Origin of the sequence: Pseudoalteromonas maricaloris, assembly GCF_024746855.1 — a bacterium.
In the GTDB taxonomy this organism is placed as follows: Bacteria; Pseudomonadota; Gammaproteobacteria; order Enterobacterales; family Alteromonadaceae; genus Pseudoalteromonas; species Pseudoalteromonas maricaloris.
In genome coordinates, this window is sequence record NZ_CP024626.1 from 533,618 (window position 1) to 551,539 (window position 17,922).

The following is a 17,922-nucleotide window of genomic DNA, read 5'->3' on the forward strand; positions in this document are numbered from 1 at the left end:
TGTCTTAATACAGGCTCAATTTGAAGGAACATATCTGATGCTAACAGCGTTAAAAATTTCTTATTTAGAACAACTAAATAACAAAATTTTTGACTTGCCTACATGGATGTAGGTACCTTGGCGTGAGCAGGATGCGGAAGCGGTGTTATCGGCAAGATTTCTTCGCCTCAAAATAGGTCGCTTAATTAAGAGAATTGGCATTCGTAATAGTAAGTAAAGGGTTGTACTGTGTTTAAGTAACCTGAGTTGTACAATAAAAAGTTTGGCTGTTTATTGAACTGCTCTCAGGTTAAATAACAAAAGGTGTAACACAGTGAAAATAAGTATTCCGAACGATGTAATTTCTGCGCCTATGTCAACACAGCAAGAGCAACAATTATGGAGCGGTTGTGGTGATATGTTATTTATCAATCATGATGCTGGGAAGCTTGCAATTAAGCGCACTAAAGTGCTTAGTGACATTGCACATCGGCGAATTGAACAATCTTCAGTAGCGCTTGCGCGTAAAGCTAAGTCTTATCAAGTAGAACGTCACTTTTACAAGCATCATGCATGCGAGTTACTCTCACCCTGCAATACGCCTAGTTATTTAGGTGAAGGGGTAAGTGAAGGGATGGACTACATCGTCTTTAGAGACTTCTCAACTCAAGGTTTTTCGCAAACTACTAAGCCGTCCGAGTCACAAATATTAGCAGTGATAGGGTGGTTAGCTAAATTCCATGCTCACTTTTTACAAAGCCCTGCAGAGCATGTGTGGGAACAAGGAAACTATTGGCACCTAGATACACGACCGGATGAGCTTGAGCGAATGCAGCACAGTAGTATTAAACAAGCGGCACCACGATTACGAGATCGTATCAAAAATAGCCATTGGCATACTTGGATCCATGGCGACGCCAAGCTTGCTAACTTTGCCTTTAATGGTGACCAAGCACTTGGATTCGATTTTCAGTATGTCGGAAAGGGTATTGGTGTGTCAGACTTAATGCTGTTTATTACGTCGGTATTAGACGAAAAGGAACAGCTCCTGCATGCTGATGAGTATCTCAAGTTGTATTTAGATATGTTGAGAATAGAATTATTAGGCAAAGCAGCCTCTATTGATATCGCTCAGATCCTTTCTGAGTGGGAGTCGTTGTGGCCTGTGGTGTGGGCTGACTTTTATCGCTTTCTATTGGGTTGGCAACCGGACCATGTAAAAATCAATGATTACATGAAATTTCAAACGGAAATTGCATTACAACAGGGATAATAAATGGTCATAGCCTTATTCAGTGCGTTAAATTGGGCTGTATTTGATTTTTTACGAAAAAGGCTAGCGAGCCATTATTCAGCCGCGCAAATGTCGGTGGTATTTAGTCTGCTAGTCTTACCTGCATACATAGGCTATTGGTTGGTTGTTGACAAGCAGTTCCCAAGCTCTGCTTATATAGCGCCTGCGATAGCTAGCGGAATTTTGGCGGCAATTGGTAGCGTAAACTTTATTCAGGCGCTTTCGCTTGGGCGAATGGCGGTTATCCTGCCTCTGTTATCCATCACTCCAGCACTTGCAGGTGTGTTTGCTTGGTTGCTACTTGGAGAACCTTTAACCACACTGCAGTCAATACTAATCGCTGCGATTGTTCTCGCTTCGTTTTTATTGCAAGGAGGCAGATTCTCTTTTCAAGAGCCTGGTGCAAAACAAGTTGCGATCACCTCTTTTTGCTGGGGGCTTTGCATCGTGTTCGATAAACAGGCTTTGCAATACAGCTCGCTCTCTTTTCATGCTGGGTTTCTAACCTTTATGGTATTTTTTGTTAATCTAATCTTGTTACGACCACAGTTTAAAAATCAAAATTTCCGCGCACATTGGTTGCTCTGGAGTATTTCTTCAGTGGTATTCGCTGTCGCTGTTATCTTTCAAATGCAGGCGTTAACCGAAATTCAGCCGGGGCTTGTTGAAGGATTGAAAAGAGCCATTGGCATAGTCAGCGCGAGTATGCTTGGAATGTGGTTTTTTAAAGAGGCAATTTCAACAAAAGAATGGCTTATGATCTCTGTTATTCTGTGTTGTAGTGCAATGTTAGCATTCAACAGTGGCGCTTAAGCGCCACTTAAAATTACTAATTGGTATTACTTACACTGCGCGACTTTAGTCCAAACGTTTGAGTAGATCTCTGGGCTTGCGCCTTGTGACCAGTACGTAGCACGGTATTCAAAGCCTTTGAATGAAACTCGGTCGCCCGTATTGTAGAACTTAGTTGCATTCCATTCTTGGATACCATTACACCCAGCTGGTGCATCATTAACGGTAACCGCTAGTGTCTTAGAAGCAGTTCTGTTATTTGAAGCTGTCACAGTGAGTGTCACTTGATATGTACCAGCACTCGCGTAGGTGTGTGATGGGTTAGTTTGTGAGCTTGTTGCACCGTCACCAAATTCCCACTGATAACTACCTGCTGTTGATTGGTTGTTAAATGTCGCAGTGAGGCCGGACACGCTGAAGTTAAAGTTTGCATTGACTGCACCTGAAGTATCACAACCATTATTTGTTAGATAATCAACCGCAGCTTTTGCTTGCACAATACCATAGCCGTAAGAAGTATCACGACCTGCTTGGCCTTTGTCTTTTGCAGTTGTATTAAGCACTTGGCGAATTTGCTGAGCAGTACATTGCGGGAAGTGGCTCCACACTAATGCTGCGACACCAGAAACATGCGGTGTTGCCATTGAAGTCCCACTAATACTGCGATACGCGCCATTATTCCATGTTGAGTTTACACCAACCCCCGGGCCTGCAATTTCTACTTGGCTGTTGTATTGAGAGAAAGAGGCTTTTGACTCAGAGCTATCGACCGCAGCCACAGACACAACTGCATTATACGATGCTGGGTAGCTCAACGAGCTATTACCCGCGTTGCCAGCGGCTGCGATATGTAGCATGCCACGCTGATAACTCTGCTCAAATGCGCTTCGTTCTGCCGTAGAGCTGCCGCTGCCACCTAAGCTCATGCTGGTTACATTGGCGCCAGCCTGCTCACACTGCTCAATTGCTTTAATGAGATCGGAACCATATGCCCAGCGGCCTTGGTCGTTAAACACTTTTACAATATGAAGACCTAGTTGCCCTGATGGATTTACCCCGACCACACCTGTGCCATTACCACCTAAAGCGGCGATTGTGCCGGCAACGTGTGTTCCGTGGCCGTTACCATCGTTACTCCACACACCTGTGTCGTAGTTACCGTAGCCGTCATTACCAGTAATGCCTGTGCTAGGTAAATCTTGGTGACCTAGCGTATAACCAGTATCCATAATACAGACTTTACGGTTGCCGCTGTAGCCGTCAGATACTTGGTTAGCCTGCACCATATTAATGCCGTAAGGTGTTGTTTCAGCGAGTAAATCAATTGCTGAAGTTTTTACACTTGGCAAATAGCGTTTAGGGTCAACTTCTACATGTGCAATATTACCGCTTGCTTGTAGTTGTTGCATTTGCGCTGAAGAAACTTCAGCGACATATGCATTAATGCTTGGCAATGTGTTGACTGCAGCAGTACCCAAGGTGGAGTAGGCAGCTTCAGACAAAGCCTGCGCTTTAAACTGCGCCGTTTCTGCTTGATTTAAGCGCACAGGCAGAACATTTGGTGTTGCGCTGTCTTTTAACGTGACAATAACGCGCTGTGTATCTGCGTGAGCGACTGAAAGGCTTGCACAAACGCAGGCACTAAGGGTCGAAAGCTTAAGAAGTTTTACTACTGTATTACTGTTTTTCATATTTCACCTGTTTTACATGTTGTTTACGTTTGTTACTAAAACAGGTGTTGACATCGCTGTCAATGCGTAAATATTAGACAGGTTTAAATTGCATTATCTTTCTGGATTTTGTTTAATGCATTAATTAATCGTTCTTAAATTCTCAATTCTTCACATTATTATTGTGGTTATTTTTATTAAGTGAGTGAGTTAGTTCTGTAATGTTAAATTGCGCAGGATCGTTAATGTAACGTAAAAAGTCCAGGTGTTCAGGAAAGTTTCCATGTATGGCATGATACAAAGGTAAGTGAGCGTCATCCAGCGATTCGAAAATAGATAAGGTTACGCTGTCTATCGGTGTGAAGTCTCTATGATATTGTGCTAGTCGAGCTAAGGTATAGGCCCCAAGCAACACATGCCCTCCAATCGAAACATCTAACTTAGGCGCAATATCTTCATCCCAATTAATCCCACCTATGACGATCTTACGGTTTAACTCTTTAGCAGCGAGTAATGCGCCATAAGCAATAGGATCATTGGCAGCCCAAACGGTTGTAATTGCGGAGTCTCGCTGTAACCACGCTTTAGTGAGGCGATAAGCTTCATTCTGAGACCATTGACAATTTGCCTCTGCGATTAATTCTAGCTCCGTATGGTGCTCAAGATAAGCGCGCATGCCTTTTTGTCGGTCTAATGCCGCAGTCGTCGCCACGTCACCTAGTAAAGCTAATACATGTTGCGATGGATTTGAGGACCTAAGCGCTTTTCGCGCAAGTTGATGCATTAATTTAAAACCGGCTTGGAAATTGTCTGGCTCAACGGTGCCAATAATTTGGTGTCCTGCCTTTAACAAAGCCACTTCCTCTGTTTTGGTCGGTCCGTTGAGCAAGAAAATAATCTTAATGTTGTTGGCTTTGGTGTTTAACAAGTAGGGAACGACACTCGACTTTTCGTTAACCAGCACAAGGTAATCAGCGTCACTTTTCAAGGCTTGCTCTACGAGCGATTTCATCAAAATATGGTTGCGCTGCGCATAACTAATTTTGAGGGAAATATTCATGTTAGTAGCGGCCGCAGTCATCACGTTGCTGACGTTATACCAAAAATCCCCTGTAGGATTTTTTGTTGCAAAGCCAGGGTTTACAAATTGAACGTTGAATCGTTGTGCAGATAGCACGGCCATCGGCGATAAGAGTAAAAAGATGAACAACAATTTTCGGATCATAAGTCTCTACATTTTTGATATTCAAAAAGTGTGCTGCTAAATACGCTACAAGTATAGCTTACGCTAGAATCGTTGCGCTATCTGCCTGTTTTTTGCATGCTATTCGGAACCAGCTTTTTTTTTCATAGCATTGAATTTAGCTCATACGTTAATTGCTTTATACTAGCGGGCAAAGAGTAAGGGGACTTTGATGAGAAAAATCGTATTTACATTCGTGTTGTTGTTTTCGATGTCTGGAGTTGCGCATGAGTCAAGCGAACTGAATAAAACCATGAAGGAAATGGGTCATATTTATAAGCAGGCTATGAAAGCGCAATCTGCTCAAGAAATGCAGGCGCACTTAACCGAGCTGACTACACTCGTTAATGAAAGTAAGCAATTTCAGTTTAAGCAAGAGGTGTCTGCCGAGTCAGTTGCGGGCTTGAATAAAGTACTCGAAACCATTACTAAAGCGAGTCATGAAATAGACTCGGGAAAAGTTGAGAAAGCTCGTGAAATGCTTTTAAAAATTGATGAGCTGAGAAAGCAATACCACAAACTACACGAGCCACCGAGCTTTTGGGAATTACTGTTTGGTAGTTAAGCTGAGATTCGAACAGTTAACTTATCTAAGCGCTGTGGTTATTTCTTGTTTTATCGCAGCGGCTTTGCTCATCTGTCTTGGCTTTAGTTGAGCATGACAAAATACTAGCGAGTGGTAGTTTGATTTTTCAGGGTCGCTCGTGAGTTCTCCATAAAATCCAAAAAGCGGTGAAATAGCGAAATCCTTATCTGCATTTAGAAATTACGTAAAAATCTACTCAAAATAAGTTGCATTATTAATTGGAACGATCCAGTATGTTTGTTTTTAATCTGGGAAATTTCAATGAAAACCTCCTCATTAGCCAGTCTAATTTTACTTTCATTTTGTGGCTCCTCATTAGCAAATGCCAATGCGCTCTACGACATCACCGAACGCGATGCATTCTCTGTAACGAGTGACGTACAGGAGCAAATCCAAGGTGAGGGGATAGAGCAGTTAGTTGATAGGTCACTAAAAAGCAAATTCTTATCTAAGCAATCTAGCGCAGAGATTGTATTTGATCTGAAAGACGTAAAAGCGCTTAGACAATATAGTCTCACCTCAGCCCAAGATGCCCCCGCTCGAGACCCAAAGCATTGGACTGTAGCCGTATCTAAAGATGGTAAGGCATGGCAAGAGGCTGATAAACGCAACAATATGGTATTTTCAAGGCGGGGTGAAACGCTCGCTTTTGACCTACCCAAAACAACGGATGCGAGGTACGTGCGTTTTACGATAGCACAAGAAGGCAAAACGCAGTGGGGCGACCGCTTTTTGCAAATCGCTGATCTGGCACTCTATGCAGAAACAAACTTACCACTGGCAAACTTTATTGCAGATAAAACCGTTGCCAAGCTTAATGAGCCAATTTCTCTGCAGTCGATATCTGCAAACTCACCAACAGAGCTGAGTTGGAAGGTTGAGGGCAAAACGACGTTACCAACCACAAAAAGTGTTGAAGTAGTTTATGACAAGCCAGGTAACTACGATGTTACTCTAATGACTAAAAATGCGCATGGCTCCGACCTTAAAACCCGTGCGAACTATTTAAAAATATACGATCCAAATCAACCATGGAAAGGTTTTGAGCCGCCAAAGGTCAAAGTGGTTATCGAAGATACTGATTCGGCAGGGTCGAAACGCCTGCAAGCACTATTTCCTGATATAGCCAGTACGGTGGATGACGTAACTCGCCAACTGGCCCCAAGGTTGTACAAACACTTTGCAGAGCTGCCAGAGTTTGAGCAAGTTACATTTAGGCTAAAGTGGATGGACACAATAGCGTATCGCTCTGGAGACGAAACAAATATGGAAATCGTGTTTAGTTCAAAGTACATCACCGAAAAACTGGCTGAACAACCAGATGAGCAAGTGGAATACGAACTCCTTGGTGTGCTCTGGCACGAACTTACCCATGGATATCAGCTATTTCCAAAAGAGAGAAGTTATTCTGAGCCCGATGTACATGCATTTATTGAAGGAATGGCGGATCTCATTCGCATTCAAGCGGGATACCATAAAACCCGTTCGCCTAAGCCGTCAGATTCTTGGGTTGGTGGATACACAAACACTGGGTTCTTTCTCGCATGGCTCGCTGAGTCTCATCCTGATTTTGCCTATCGTTTTAATCAAACTGCGGTAGAAATAGAAAATTGGTCATTTGAAGATGCAATAAAATCAGTTACTGGAGAGTCCCTTGATAAGCTTTGGTCTCGTTATCAAAGTGGGCTAAATACCAAGAAATTGCAATGAACTAGCAAGAACTAGGTGATTACAATTTGTCGGTGTTGTGCTGTAAATGTACATAATTTGTTGACAGGTTTGTTTTATTGCTCATAATTGGAACGTTCCCTTTTTGATTTCTGCCTAATGCTTTGTTGGTTTTGCTAAGGGAGAAATAAAATTTTAATAAGAAATTGGAACGTTCCTTTAAATTGTGGGGGTCTTATGACAACAATAATGTATAAACATAGCCTGATCGCCGCTGCTGTTCTTGCAGCGGTAGCAACTAACTCAGTAACAGCCGCAACAGATGAACAAGCAGAAGAAATAGAACGTGTTGAGGTGACAGGATCTCGTATTAAACGTATCGCCATTGAAGGTGTGACCAATGTTCAAAGTCTCTCTTCCGCTGATATGGTCAGAAGTGGTTTTAACACAGTTTATGACGCACTGAGTAGTATTTCCGCTGCTAGTGGTGCCGTTCTCGGTGAAGTAGAAACTGGCTCCTATACGCCTGGCGCCAAGGAGTTAAACCTGTTAGGCGTTGGACCTGAGTACACACTTATTCTCGTTAATGGCAAGCGCTTGGCTTATTACCCAATGCCTTACGGTGGCCAAACCAATTTTGTTAATCTAGATATGTTGCCAACGGCGATGGTTGAGCGCATCGATATTCAATCCGGCGGTGGCTCTGCAATCTATGGTTCAGACGCAATGGCTGGAGTAGTCAATATTATTACCAAAAAAGGTATGGACGAGCATGTCGTTGAAGCATTCTACGGCCAGGATACCTATGGTACGGGTGATAAAAAAGGCTTGTCGTTTGTTGGTGGTTTTGAGCAAGACGACTTTACGTTTGACTACTCGCTAGAATATAAAACGGAAGAGGCGCTGACTGGTGCCGACAGACCTTTTCATGACAGTGTTTGGGATAATCCAGACCCAACAAACAAACGAGAACTCAATCGTTCCATTACCGTATGGGCTGAGAACACTGAGTTCAAAAATCAATATTCAGCGCAGTACTGCAACACAGATGACAATCCACACCCGACTGCAGTTCAGCACTTTATTAGCCGCAATGATTATGGCCTAAGCTGTGGGTGGGATGAAACCGGTAACAATTTGCTCCGTAACCAAGTTGAAACCATGAGTTTGTATATCAACTCGGTGTACAGCATCAACGACGAACACAGTTTTTTTGTTAACGGATTTTATATCGATCAAGAAAAGAAAGGGGCACGAAATCCATTCTTCTTTGCTCATGCAGAGTCAATTCACGGATCCATGTTTTGGGACCCTGATATCAAAAATAAAGCTGGTGGCTACGGCGCTCCAGTTAAGTATATGTGGCGGATAGTGAATGATTCAGAATACACAAATGATGGCTTAGGTCGGGTATACGATGATAAATCTTATTCATTTAGTTTTGGTCTTGAAGGGGAGATAGCAGATTACTATTACTCCGTTGGCTTCAGCCGTTCACAATACGATTTCTCTGATAGGTACTTGCACCACACGGTTGAAGGAAATAACTGGCTAAAAGGACCAAAGTTGGGTGAGGTTGATGGCATGCCAATCTACCGTCCAAATTACCAAGCTTTTTTTGCGCCTCTGACCCAAGACAATATGTATAACATGGCTGATTGGGCAACCTACGATGGCTTGTCGTTTAATGAAACTCTAACTGCAGATCTGTCCGGGGATTTATTTGAATTGCCAGCAGGATTTGTGTCTTTTGCCGCATATATTGAGCTGATGAAAGAAGGGACGAGAGCGACGCCCGATAGCAGAATACTAAATAAAGAGTTTGTTGGTCTGACTGGTGTTATCACCGATGGTGAACGTAACCGTTATGCTGCGGCGACAGAATTTATGATCCCAATTACTGAACAGATCTCTAGTGAAATAGCGCTGCGTTATGACCACTATGATGATATTTCTGATGTTGGTGGGGCATTCACTTATCAAGTCGGTTTTAAGTATTCTCCTACTGACGCGCTGATGCTAAGAAGTGCGTATGGCACAACGTTCCGTGGTCCTAGCATGAGCTCAGTATATCAAGGGTTTGCTGGTAACTTTGGACGAGGCTCGGACAGAGTGATTGCAGATGCATGTCTACGTTTTCAAACCACAGGGGATCCCGCTCAATATAATGCTGATGCATTAACTATCAGCTGTGCAGACTTAGACACAACAAATAGCAATGAGCCAAAGCTAGATGCTGACTTTGAGACAATCTCGGCAGGCGATCCAACTTTAAAAGAAGAGTCTGGTCATTCATTAACGTTCGGTCTGGTGTATGAGTACTCCCCTGAGCTGTCATTCAATGTTGATGTTTATGACATTGTCCTTAAAGACAAAATTACTCGACTTGGGTCTGGCGAAATTCTTGATAATGTCTGGAAGTGTGAAAACGACCTAATTGATTCGTCTTCTGCTAAATGCGCGAACATGCAAGACAGAGTACAGCGTTTTGACCAAGATGGTCTGGCAACCGACTGGTTAGGGAACACGAAAAAAGGATTACCGTACACCGCAGCAATTATCAGAGAAGGTTATATAAACGCCGCAGAAAGGCAGCATGGCGGCGTCAATTTTGGTGTGAAAGGCACGTTTGAGTCAGAGCTTGGCGAGTTTATTTATAAGCTTGATTACAGCCATGTTTTAAAGAAAAAAGAAAAGCTCCGTCCCGAAGATCCGCTTGAAGATGTGTTAGACAGTCAAGATAACTATAACTTCAAAGATATGGCATCGTTTAACCTGACTTGGCAGTTGGAAAAGACCGCAATTTCATGGCAGGTAAATTATAAAGGAAAAAATTGGAACGGTGCTGATTTTGGTCAAAGAGAAAAGTTACCTGCATGGATAAAGCATAACCTAACCATTGGTCATTACATCAATGACAACACGCGAGTGATGTTTACAGTTCAAAACTTATTAAATGCGATGCCGCCTCAGGACGACTCGTTTAGAAGTTACCCATTCTATAAAGCGGGTAATTATGACACGAATGGGCGCGAGTTCTTACTAAAAGTTAACTACCAATTTTAATAATAAAGGGTAACGAAATGAGAAAATTAATGCTATCAGCGGTGGCAATGGCCGTCGCTGCGACACTAATAGGCTGTAATGATGGTTCTGAATTTGTTGAACGTGACAAGCCTGAACAAACTCAATCATCCGGGCAGCCAGACTCTGGCGCATTGCGTAATATCACCTCAGATACTGGAGTTGAGATTGAGGCTGTTTTAGCGGATGGTGTACAAGCCTCGCCCGCAGGTGAAAGTGTCGACAAACTTATCGACGCTAACACAAGCACAAAATTCCTGGCCTTTGCGCCAAACGTCACTGTAGTGTTTAAAGCCGCGACAGAGATTGAACTTAGGGAATATAGCTTTACGTCAGCAAACGACGAAGCGAACCGAGATCCAAAACAGTGGGTCGTATATGGCTCAAATGATAAAGCTGAGTGGATTGAGCTGGATTCAAGAGTGGGAGAAGTATTCTCTGCTCGAGGACTGACTCGCAATTTTGAATTGGCCGAAAGCGGCGAAAAGTATCGCTACTTCAAATTTGATTTAGTGCATGGTGGTACAGATAGCTATGGTGCTGATATTACGCAACTAGCGGAACTCGAAATCAAAACGGTATCGGATATTCCTATCGTCGCATTTAATGCGACAAACACGACTCCTGAAGTCTCTGAGTATATTGTTTTTAGAGATGAGTCGCTAGTTAACCCGACTCACTGGCAGTGGACATTTGAAGGTGGCACCCCTGCGACAAGTACAGAGCAAAGCCCATTGGTTAAGTTTGAAGCATTAGGGCCAAAAACCATTACGCTGGTTGCGAGTAACGACAAAGGGGAAGCGACATTAGTTCAGCAAGACTTTATCCGTGTGTGGGATCCAGCCTCGCCATGGGCAGGGTTTCCAGAGCCTGCAATTGAAGTGAAAAAGGAACTACCAGAGCACCCAGGACAGCTGGCGCTTGAACGTGCGGTACCAGATCTAAATGCCCTTATTCATGAGATCTCTTTGAAGATTGCCAAGCGCTTATTTAATAATGTAACCGAAATAAACGTTTTTGAGCACGTTACTTTTATCACTGGAGACTTTGACGCGCCTGCTTCAAAGGCTGGTGAAGGCAAATTTATGGAGCTTAGGTTTGATGTTAAGCACATCGCCAATCTAGAGGGTCTTGGAGATGAGGCTATCCGTAACGAAGTCATTGGCGTACTGTGGCATGAGCTGACTCATGGCTACAATAATGTTCCGGCTGAAGGTGAATATCGTCCGGGCACGGATTATCATACCTACTTAGAAGCGATGGCTAACTTTATTCGAATAGATGCTGGTTACTTAGAGCATAGACGCGGTGGAGTTCGCTGGATGGAACACTACAATGTTGATGCTTACGATCAAACAGCATTCTTCTTTGAGTGGGTAGAAAACAGTCACCGTAACACCGATTTTATCCGCAAGTTTAATGCGGCAGCAAAAACGCTTGATGCGTGGAGTTTAGACACAGCTTTTAAATCTATATTTGGTGAACAAAGTGGGATTGATGCGGTATTTGAAGAGTATCAAGTCTACCTTGCAAGCGTCGGTAAGTTACCACCAGTACCACTTGGCTATCATAACTTTGCACCCACTAGCACTCAGGTAACAACAAACGGTACTGCACTTGTGCCTTTTAATGAGGGAGCAGATAAGCTAAATGATAGAAATATTACCTCTAAATTTAATGTGGTGTTGGAAACCCCTGCTTGGCTTGCACAATATGCGCCTGACTTGTTGCCGATAAAACAGGTTGATAAGGCCCAAGTTAACTATGTGTTTGACAGCGCTAAAACAGCAAAATACTACTCATTAGCGACAGCAGGAGACAACCCTCATCGCTTCCCTAATGCGTGGCAGCTAAAGGGCTCAAATGACGGTACGAATTGGATTACGCTAGATACTCAACAGTTCAACGAACTACCTAATACGATGGAATACTATAGCTTTGCTATCGAGAGTCCAAATGCGTATACCCAGTATCGTTTGGAACTTGAGCATACCCGCGAGGGCGGTGGAATTGGCGGTGCTAGCGGACGCCTAATTCAACTAGGCGAATTCTCATTGTGGGAAGCAAAAGAATAGCTTTTTAGTTAAAAGGTGGGCAATGCCCACCTTTAAAAGTGCTTATTTTGACTTTTAACGTTTCTTCTTCTTTTTACCTTGAACCGCTTTAAATCGCGGATTAGATTTACAAATTACGTAAACCCGACCGCGTCTTTTTACGACTTGGCACCCCGGTCTATTTTTAGCGCTTTTGAGTGAGCTCAGTACTTTCATCTGGTTTATCCTTTTTTAGTCGCAAGGTTTTTAAAGCGGCGGTTAAATTGCGCAACTCGACCATCACTTGCCACCAACTTCTGTTTACCAGTGTAGAAAGGGTGAGACGCACTAGAGACGTCAATTGGGAAGTAAGGGTAAGTCTTACCATCTAGTTCAACGGTTCTGTCTGATTTAATGGTTGAACCGACAATAAAGTACTTATCAACCGATGTATCATGGAAGGCAACAAGTTGATAATCAGGGTGGATATTGGGTTTCACGACAACGACTCCTAAATAATGTGTTGTTATATTGTATCAATATAAATCAAATAAAAACTATTCTCAACAACTAATTTGTCGTTGCCGCTATTTAGTGCGATACGCTTAATTTGTCGACGCATGCGGAACTAAACTGAATGCATCTTGAGCAGTTGATTAAAAGGGGCTTACTTTCCTTAAAATTGCCTGATATAACTAGTTCTAGATTGTTTCTCAAGTAGTCATATTGGTGTTGACACCTAACCGGAATAGTAGCGAATAGACTTTTTTGGAATATAGCTATCGATGTAAGCCTGTTGGTTTGATAGATATGAGATAAAAGAGTGAGATCCAATTGAGGCTGGCTTAACGGTTAATAACCTTCACTAAATGAGAGAGGCCTAGCAAATAATTAAAACCTAGTACGTTCGCGAAGGTACTTTATTCGCCAACGCAATACAGATATAGAGCATTTATTATGGATAAACATGCTGAGTTAGATAACTCAATTTTAGCTAAGCTTCACAGCAGCGATGACAGCGCGTTACAGCAAGAATTAGATACACTTTCTTGTACACATAGTGACATAGTGACACTACTGGCACAGTATCAAACGCTCAGTGAGCAAGATGATGAACTGTTCGATGCTTGGTACGACAGCTTATGTAAAGATCAGTTAAAGGTCTTAAAAGCATTTGAAATAATTCGTGCGCACATAGAGCAGCAAATATAAATACGCATAGATTGTCTGGCGGAACGGTTGTGCGCCAGACGGCAGATTATTTGATTGATAAGTCGTACTTACTAATCAATTGGTCAATGTATCGAGTGCGTAGCGATTCTGTTTGCTCAGCTTGAGTATTGGCTGCCAATGCTTTGTTTAGTAGCTTCATGGCGCTGTGTACTTGACTACGCTGCTCTGGAGCAATACTACTGGCGGTTCTTGCTTCTGTGATGTCGTCGATAATTGCGCGCCCTAGGTCAATATAAAGCGCTTCCTCTACGAGACCATTTTGGCTGATCACCCCATACTTGCCACATAAAAACTGTTGCCAAACTTGCTGTACATGCTCTGTAAGGTCATCATTAAAGCTTGGATCTTCGGTGTAAAAGCCTTTTTCAATACATTTCGCAAGTGCTTCACAGTAACGCTGTTGAAATAACTCAAATGCACTACTTGATTGATCTACTTTATGTTTAAGTAAAAGTTGCCCCCAATTGAGTAGGCCTCGGGCATAAAAATCAGTATATTCTTCACATTCGTACAGGCCAAAGTACGAACTACACTTAATTTGATTTTGAATACTATAACTCGGGTTTGGGAATAGGCTCATTTGTTGCCATTCTAAGAGCTGTTCTTCAGCTATCTTTAAGCTGCTGCTCAGCTCCAAAGTGGTATAAAAGTGTGTATTTAGAAAATGTGTCAGTCCCATAAAATTAAACTGGATAAATATACAGTGGTTTTGATTTTGCTGGATCTTTACGCAAATAACAAGCACTAAAGTTAAATTTCGTTAGATTTAACCGATTTACTCAGGTTTATGGGTCGGATCTCAGTCAGATTTATGGTAAAAATGGCTGTCAACTGGAAGAGTAATAGAAAGACCATGCATCAGATCCAATCAATAAAAAAAGCAAGCTTAATTACCGCTATTAAAACCCCTTACACAATGGCGGGTGAAATTGACTTAGATACTTACGACAAGCTAGTCGAAGCGCAAATTGCAGGCGGTGTCGATGGTATTGTTGTCGGTGGCACTACAGGTGAAGGCCAACTGATGAATTGGGAAGAGCACTTAATGCTCATTGCCCATTCTGCGAATAAGTTTGGCGATAAACTTCTGATTGTTGGTAATACCGGCAGCAATAACACCAGAGAAGCAAAAAAAGCGACTGAATATGGGTTTGCATCAGGTATGCACTGTGCACTACAAATAAACCCGTATTATGGCAAAACCTCAATTACGGGTGTGAAGGCACACTTGAAAGAAGTCTTGGAAATCGGTCCTGGCTTTATTTACAACGTGCCTGGCAGAACGGGACAAGATATTACGCCTGATATTATAGAGCCGCTGGCCAGCCACAAGCATTTTGTTGGTATGAAAGAATGTGCGGGTGATGAGCGTATCGCACACTATGAAGCGAAAGGCATTGCGTGTTGGTCAGGTAACGATGATCAAGCCCACGATAGCCGTCATAACAGCCAATCTCACGGCGTTATTTCTGTTGCATCAAACATCATTCCAGGCTTATTCAGACAATTGATGGACACGCCTAACCAAGCGCTTAATCAGTCATTGCAACCGTTAATGAACTGGCTCTTCTGTGAACCAAATCCAATTGCTATCAATTCGGCTTTGATTATGACTGGCGCAGTCAAACCGGTATTTAGATTACCTTATGTGCCACTGTCGCAAGCACAGCAAAAAGAGGGGATTGAACTCCTTTCGCAGTTAAAGGAAAGTGACTTTGTCGGCTCGACACCAAAATTAATTGACGAAACCTTGCTTAAGTTTTGTTAAAAGTCGGTTTGTCATTTATAATCTGCGACCGTTTTTGTGACTCGGTCGTAGGTTATTATGGCAACGTTTTCTTCATTTAGTTTCGCACAGCCTCTTTTAGATGCGCTGCAAGACATCAATTTTCATACATTAACGCCAATTCAACAGGCGGCTATCCCAGCTGTCCGTCAAGGTAGTGATGTGCTCGCAACAGCGCAAACTGGAACAGGGAAAACCGCAGCTTTTGCATTACCTATCATCCAAAAATTGCTTGAGGCTGAAGCGCAGTCGACGCCAAGAGCGTTGATTTTGGCGCCAACGCGTGAGCTTGCCGAGCAGATCGCTAATAACTGTGCGACATTTGCAAAGTACACAGACTTAAAAGTGCAGGCACTGTTTGGTGGGGTTAATGCCAATGGCCAAGCTGAGCGCTTAAAGCAGGGCGTGGATATTTTAGTGGCGACTCCTGGACGCTTGTTAGATCATATCCGCTTAGGTAATGTCACGTTAAGTAACGTTAAACACTTAGTGTTAGACGAAGCCGACCGCATGTTAGATATGGGCTTTATCACCGACATGCAAAAAATCATTGAGCTGGTGGATAAGCAAAAGCAGCTATTGTTGTTTTCTGCAACTTTCCCGTCGGCAATGAAGCAGTTCGCGAAACAAGTGTTGGATCACCCTAAGTTAATCCAAGCGACGCCAGAAAATAGTACAGCCGACACAGTTCGCCACGTTGTTTATCCAGTTAAAGAAGAACGTAAGCGCGAGTTACTATCAGAGCTTATTGGTACCAAAAACTGGCAACAAGTGCTAGTGTTCGTCAATATGAAAGAAACCGCGGACAAGCTAGTTGAAGAGTTAAAGCTTGATGGCATAGATGCGAATGTATGTCATGGCGACAAAACTCAAGGCGCTCGTCGTCGCGCTTTAAGAGAGTTCACTGAAGGCAAAGTACGCGTTATGGTTGCAACCGAAGTTGCGGCTCGCGGATTGGATATCGTTGGCCTACCACGCGTGGTTAACTACGATGTGCCTTATCTTGCCGAAGATTATGTTCACCGCATCGGAAGGACTGGTCGTGCAGGTCAGTTTGGTTATGCGATCACCTTTGTAAGCCGTGAAGAAGAGTCAGATCTAATTCATATTGAACAGTTAATCGAGCAGCAAATTTCACGCTATTATCTGCCTGGCTACGAAGTGGCAAATCGTGAAAGACTGGTTGAAACTATCCAGAAGAAACCAGCGCATCAACGTCGTAAGGCGCGGGTGAATAAGCCTTCGAATCAAGCAAGTGCAGAAGCAAGATTAAAAAACCGCTCTCGTATTGCAAATGTACGTAAGCAGCAAAAGAAGAAGTAAAATTGTTTTTTGCTATATTTACAACGCCAGCTAGCACGCTGGCGTTGTTGTTTTTAGCCAATGTGGCGTACAATAGCGAAAAATAATTATAAAAATACGGCTTGTGCTTCAGTCATTTCACATTGTTCCAGTTAATCTAATCCAACTCGTCTCTCTTGGGGCTTATCTCCTCGCAATGTTAATTTTTGCCAATCAACCACGCGCACGAATGCTCGTCATTTATTTGTTATTTCAATGTGTGCTGATGGCAACCAACTTTGCTGAAGAAGCGTTAGGGGTTAGAAGTTATTTACTTATCACGCCTGTATTTACCCTAGCTACAGGGCCTTTAGTCTATTTTCTGTTTAAAAATTTACTGCATGCCAATCAACATAAGCAAGAGCGAAGGTTAGTCCATTTCTTACCTGTTTTGCTGGCGTTTCCATTTACTGAATACACCCAGCTTATGATTGCGTTTGGTACTGTCAGTCAGTTGATTTATTTTGCTTTTACGGTGCAACTTGTTGGTCTTTACCAGCGAGCATCCGCGGAGATCAGGGCGGACGTCAATAAGCGCGATTTACAGTGGATCAGAACAACGGTTGTCATGTTTGTGATCTTTGCTCTGGTGGATTTGGTTAGACTCAATATGCAAACATACAACGACATCAGCACTAAAGCATTCTGGTATTTTATTGACTTAGTTTGGTTACTTGCAATTAATCTTTACCTAGTTGTCAAAGTACACAATCAACCACACCTCGAAGATTCTATAACGCAAGCTCAAGAAATAACGTTCAATGAGGTGGATAAACAGTCAGAAGATCCAACCGAGATATTCAATGCAATTCATAACACGATTATGCAGCACTATTTATATCGCCAGCCACGCCTGACTATTCACGATGTTGCTGAGGTTATTGGACTTGGGGTAAAGGATATCTCTTGGGCCATCAATACTTGTGGTGGTTACAACTTTAATGAGTATATCAATAGCCTGCGGGTCGATGAGGTAAAACAGCAACTACAGTGCGAAAAGCAAACAACGCCCAACTTGTTAGCGCTCGCAATGAATGCTGGGTTTAACTCAAAATCCTCGTTTAACAGTGTTTTTAAAAAGCAAACGGGTTACACTCCAAGTCAATTTTCAAAATTAATATAAGTATATTAAACAATTACTTATATTTCATTTCGAGTGTCTTTTAAAAGTCGTAGAAGTACAAAATCCTGATGTTGCACGCCATATAAAGTC

The 17,922-nt window shown here is 42.7% G+C and carries 15 protein-coding genes; 10 read left to right on the plus strand and 5 right to left on the minus strand.

The annotated features are described in order from the left end of the window. Positions 1-313: 313 nt before the first annotated feature. Together CTT31_RS20130 and CTT31_RS20135 are read left to right on the plus strand one after the other, a co-directional pair. Complete coding sequence (locus CTT31_RS20130; protein ID WP_260492888.1) at positions 314-1,252, plus strand: aminoglycoside phosphotransferase family protein; 939 nt, start codon at positions 314-316, stop codon at positions 1,250-1,252. Between the two features lie 3 nt (positions 1,253-1,255). Beyond that, the gene (locus CTT31_RS20135; protein WP_260492889.1) at positions 1,256-2,086 is read left to right on the plus strand and encodes an EamA family transporter; all 831 of its coding nucleotides are present in this window, start codon (positions 1,256-1,258) and stop codon (positions 2,084-2,086) included. Positions 2,087-2,112: 26 nt separating this feature from the next. On the opposite strand, the gene CTT31_RS20140 is transcribed toward CTT31_RS20135, so the two are convergent. Together CTT31_RS20140 and CTT31_RS20145 are read right to left on the minus strand one after the other, a co-directional pair. Beyond that, the gene (locus CTT31_RS20140; RefSeq protein ID WP_260492890.1) at positions 2,113-3,756 is read right to left on the minus strand and encodes a S8 family serine peptidase; all 1,644 of its coding nucleotides are present in this window, start codon (positions 3,754-3,756) and stop codon (positions 2,113-2,115) included. A gap of 142 nt (positions 3,757-3,898) precedes the next feature. Then, entirely contained in the window at positions 3,899-4,960 is a 1,062-nt protein-coding gene (locus tag CTT31_RS20145; RefSeq protein ID WP_260492891.1) for an ABC transporter substrate-binding protein, read from the minus strand. Between the two features lie 190 nt (positions 4,961-5,150). Between CTT31_RS20145 and CTT31_RS20150 the strand changes: the two genes are divergently transcribed. From CTT31_RS20150 to CTT31_RS20165, 4 genes are all read left to right on the plus strand, one after another. Next, entirely contained in the window at positions 5,151-5,543 is a 393-nt protein-coding gene (locus CTT31_RS20150; protein ID WP_211857128.1) for a cytochrome b562, read from the plus strand. Between the two features lie 282 nt (positions 5,544-5,825). Then, positions 5,826-7,274, plus strand: a complete 1,449-nt coding sequence (locus CTT31_RS20155) for a basic secretory protein-like protein (protein ID WP_211857126.1) — start codon at positions 5,826-5,828, stop codon at positions 7,272-7,274. A gap of 195 nt (positions 7,275-7,469) precedes the next feature. After that, positions 7,470-10,298, plus strand: coding sequence for a TonB-dependent receptor domain-containing protein (locus tag CTT31_RS20160; protein ID WP_211857124.1), 2,829 nt, complete (start codon positions 7,470-7,472; stop codon positions 10,296-10,298). Positions 10,299-10,315: 17 nt separating this feature from the next. Then, entirely contained in the window at positions 10,316-12,391 is a 2,076-nt protein-coding gene (locus CTT31_RS20165; RefSeq protein WP_260492892.1) for a basic secretory protein-like protein, read from the plus strand. A 54-nt stretch (positions 12,392-12,445) separates the two neighbouring features. On the opposite strand, the gene ykgO is transcribed toward CTT31_RS20165, so the two are convergent. Both ykgO and CTT31_RS20175 read right to left on the minus strand, forming a co-directional pair. Continuing rightward, the gene (ykgO, locus tag CTT31_RS20170; RefSeq protein WP_010373066.1) at positions 12,446-12,586 is read right to left on the minus strand and encodes a type B 50S ribosomal protein L36; all 141 of its coding nucleotides are present in this window, start codon (positions 12,584-12,586) and stop codon (positions 12,446-12,448) included. A 5-nt stretch (positions 12,587-12,591) separates the two neighbouring features. Next, positions 12,592-12,849 carry a type B 50S ribosomal protein L31 gene (locus CTT31_RS20175; protein WP_010373063.1) on the minus strand — a complete coding sequence of 86 codons (258 nt, stop codon included), beginning with the start codon at positions 12,847-12,849 and terminating at the stop codon, positions 12,592-12,594. Positions 12,850-13,306: 457 nt separating this feature from the next. Between CTT31_RS20175 and CTT31_RS20180 the strand changes: the two genes are divergently transcribed. Beyond that, entirely contained in the window at positions 13,307-13,561 is a 255-nt protein-coding gene (locus tag CTT31_RS20180; RefSeq protein WP_010373062.1) for a hypothetical protein, read from the plus strand. A gap of 46 nt (positions 13,562-13,607) precedes the next feature. Here the strand turns inward: CTT31_RS20180 and CTT31_RS20185 are convergent, their stop codons facing one another. Continuing rightward, complete coding sequence (locus CTT31_RS20185) at positions 13,608-14,261, minus strand: DUF6058 family natural product biosynthesis protein (protein WP_260492893.1); 654 nt, start codon at positions 14,259-14,261, stop codon at positions 13,608-13,610. Positions 14,262-14,435: 174 nt separating this feature from the next. On the opposite strand from CTT31_RS20185, the gene CTT31_RS20190 reads away from it, so the two are divergent. The 3 genes from CTT31_RS20190 to CTT31_RS20200 all read left to right on the plus strand — a co-directional run bounded on the left by CTT31_RS20190 (position 14,436) and on the right by CTT31_RS20200 (position 17,832). Beyond that, positions 14,436-15,350, plus strand: a complete 915-nt coding sequence (locus CTT31_RS20190) for a dihydrodipicolinate synthase family protein (protein ID WP_211857120.1) — start codon at positions 14,436-14,438, stop codon at positions 15,348-15,350. Between the two features lie 57 nt (positions 15,351-15,407). Beyond that, the gene (locus CTT31_RS20195) at positions 15,408-16,691 is read left to right on the plus strand and encodes a DEAD/DEAH box helicase (protein WP_017216738.1); all 1,284 of its coding nucleotides are present in this window, start codon (positions 15,408-15,410) and stop codon (positions 16,689-16,691) included. A gap of 244 nt (positions 16,692-16,935) precedes the next feature. Continuing rightward, entirely contained in the window at positions 16,936-17,832 is an 897-nt protein-coding gene (locus CTT31_RS20200) for a helix-turn-helix domain-containing protein (protein ID WP_211857119.1), read from the plus strand. The last annotated feature ends 90 nt before the right edge of the window (positions 17,833-17,922 follow it).

Excerpts from the sequence above, each read along its gene's own strand:
- CTT31_RS20165 (WP_260492892.1), top strand. The coding sequence starts at position 10,316 with ATGAGAAAATTAATGCTATCAGCGGTGGCAATGGCCGTCGCTGCGACA.
- CTT31_RS20180 (WP_010373062.1), top strand. The coding sequence starts at position 13,307 with ATGGATAAACATGCTGAGTTAGATAACTCAATTTTAGCTAAGCTTCAC.
- CTT31_RS20140 (WP_260492890.1), bottom strand. The coding sequence starts at position 3,756 with ATGAAAAACAGTAATACAGTAGTAAAACTTCTTAAGCTTTCGACCCTT.
- CTT31_RS20160 (WP_211857124.1), top strand. The coding sequence starts at position 7,470 with ATGACAACAATAATGTATAAACATAGCCTGATCGCCGCTGCTGTTCTT.
- CTT31_RS20135 (WP_260492889.1), top strand. The coding sequence starts at position 1,256 with ATGGTCATAGCCTTATTCAGTGCGTTAAATTGGGCTGTATTTGATTTT.
- CTT31_RS20145 (WP_260492891.1), bottom strand. The coding sequence starts at position 4,960 with ATGATCCGAAAATTGTTGTTCATCTTTTTACTCTTATCGCCGATGGCC.
- CTT31_RS20150 (WP_211857128.1), top strand. The coding sequence starts at position 5,151 with ATGAGAAAAATCGTATTTACATTCGTGTTGTTGTTTTCGATGTCTGGA.
- CTT31_RS20155 (WP_211857126.1), top strand. The coding sequence starts at position 5,826 with ATGAAAACCTCCTCATTAGCCAGTCTAATTTTACTTTCATTTTGTGGC.
- CTT31_RS20185 (WP_260492893.1), bottom strand. The coding sequence starts at position 14,261 with ATGGGACTGACACATTTTCTAAATACACACTTTTATACCACTTTGGAG.
- ykgO (WP_010373066.1), bottom strand. The coding sequence starts at position 12,586 with ATGAAAGTACTGAGCTCACTCAAAAGCGCTAAAAATAGACCGGGGTGC.
- CTT31_RS20195 (WP_017216738.1), top strand. The coding sequence starts at position 15,408 with ATGGCAACGTTTTCTTCATTTAGTTTCGCACAGCCTCTTTTAGATGCG.
- CTT31_RS20200 (WP_211857119.1), top strand. The coding sequence starts at position 16,936 with ATGGCAACCAACTTTGCTGAAGAAGCGTTAGGGGTTAGAAGTTATTTA.
- CTT31_RS20190 (WP_211857120.1), top strand. The coding sequence starts at position 14,436 with ATGCATCAGATCCAATCAATAAAAAAAGCAAGCTTAATTACCGCTATT.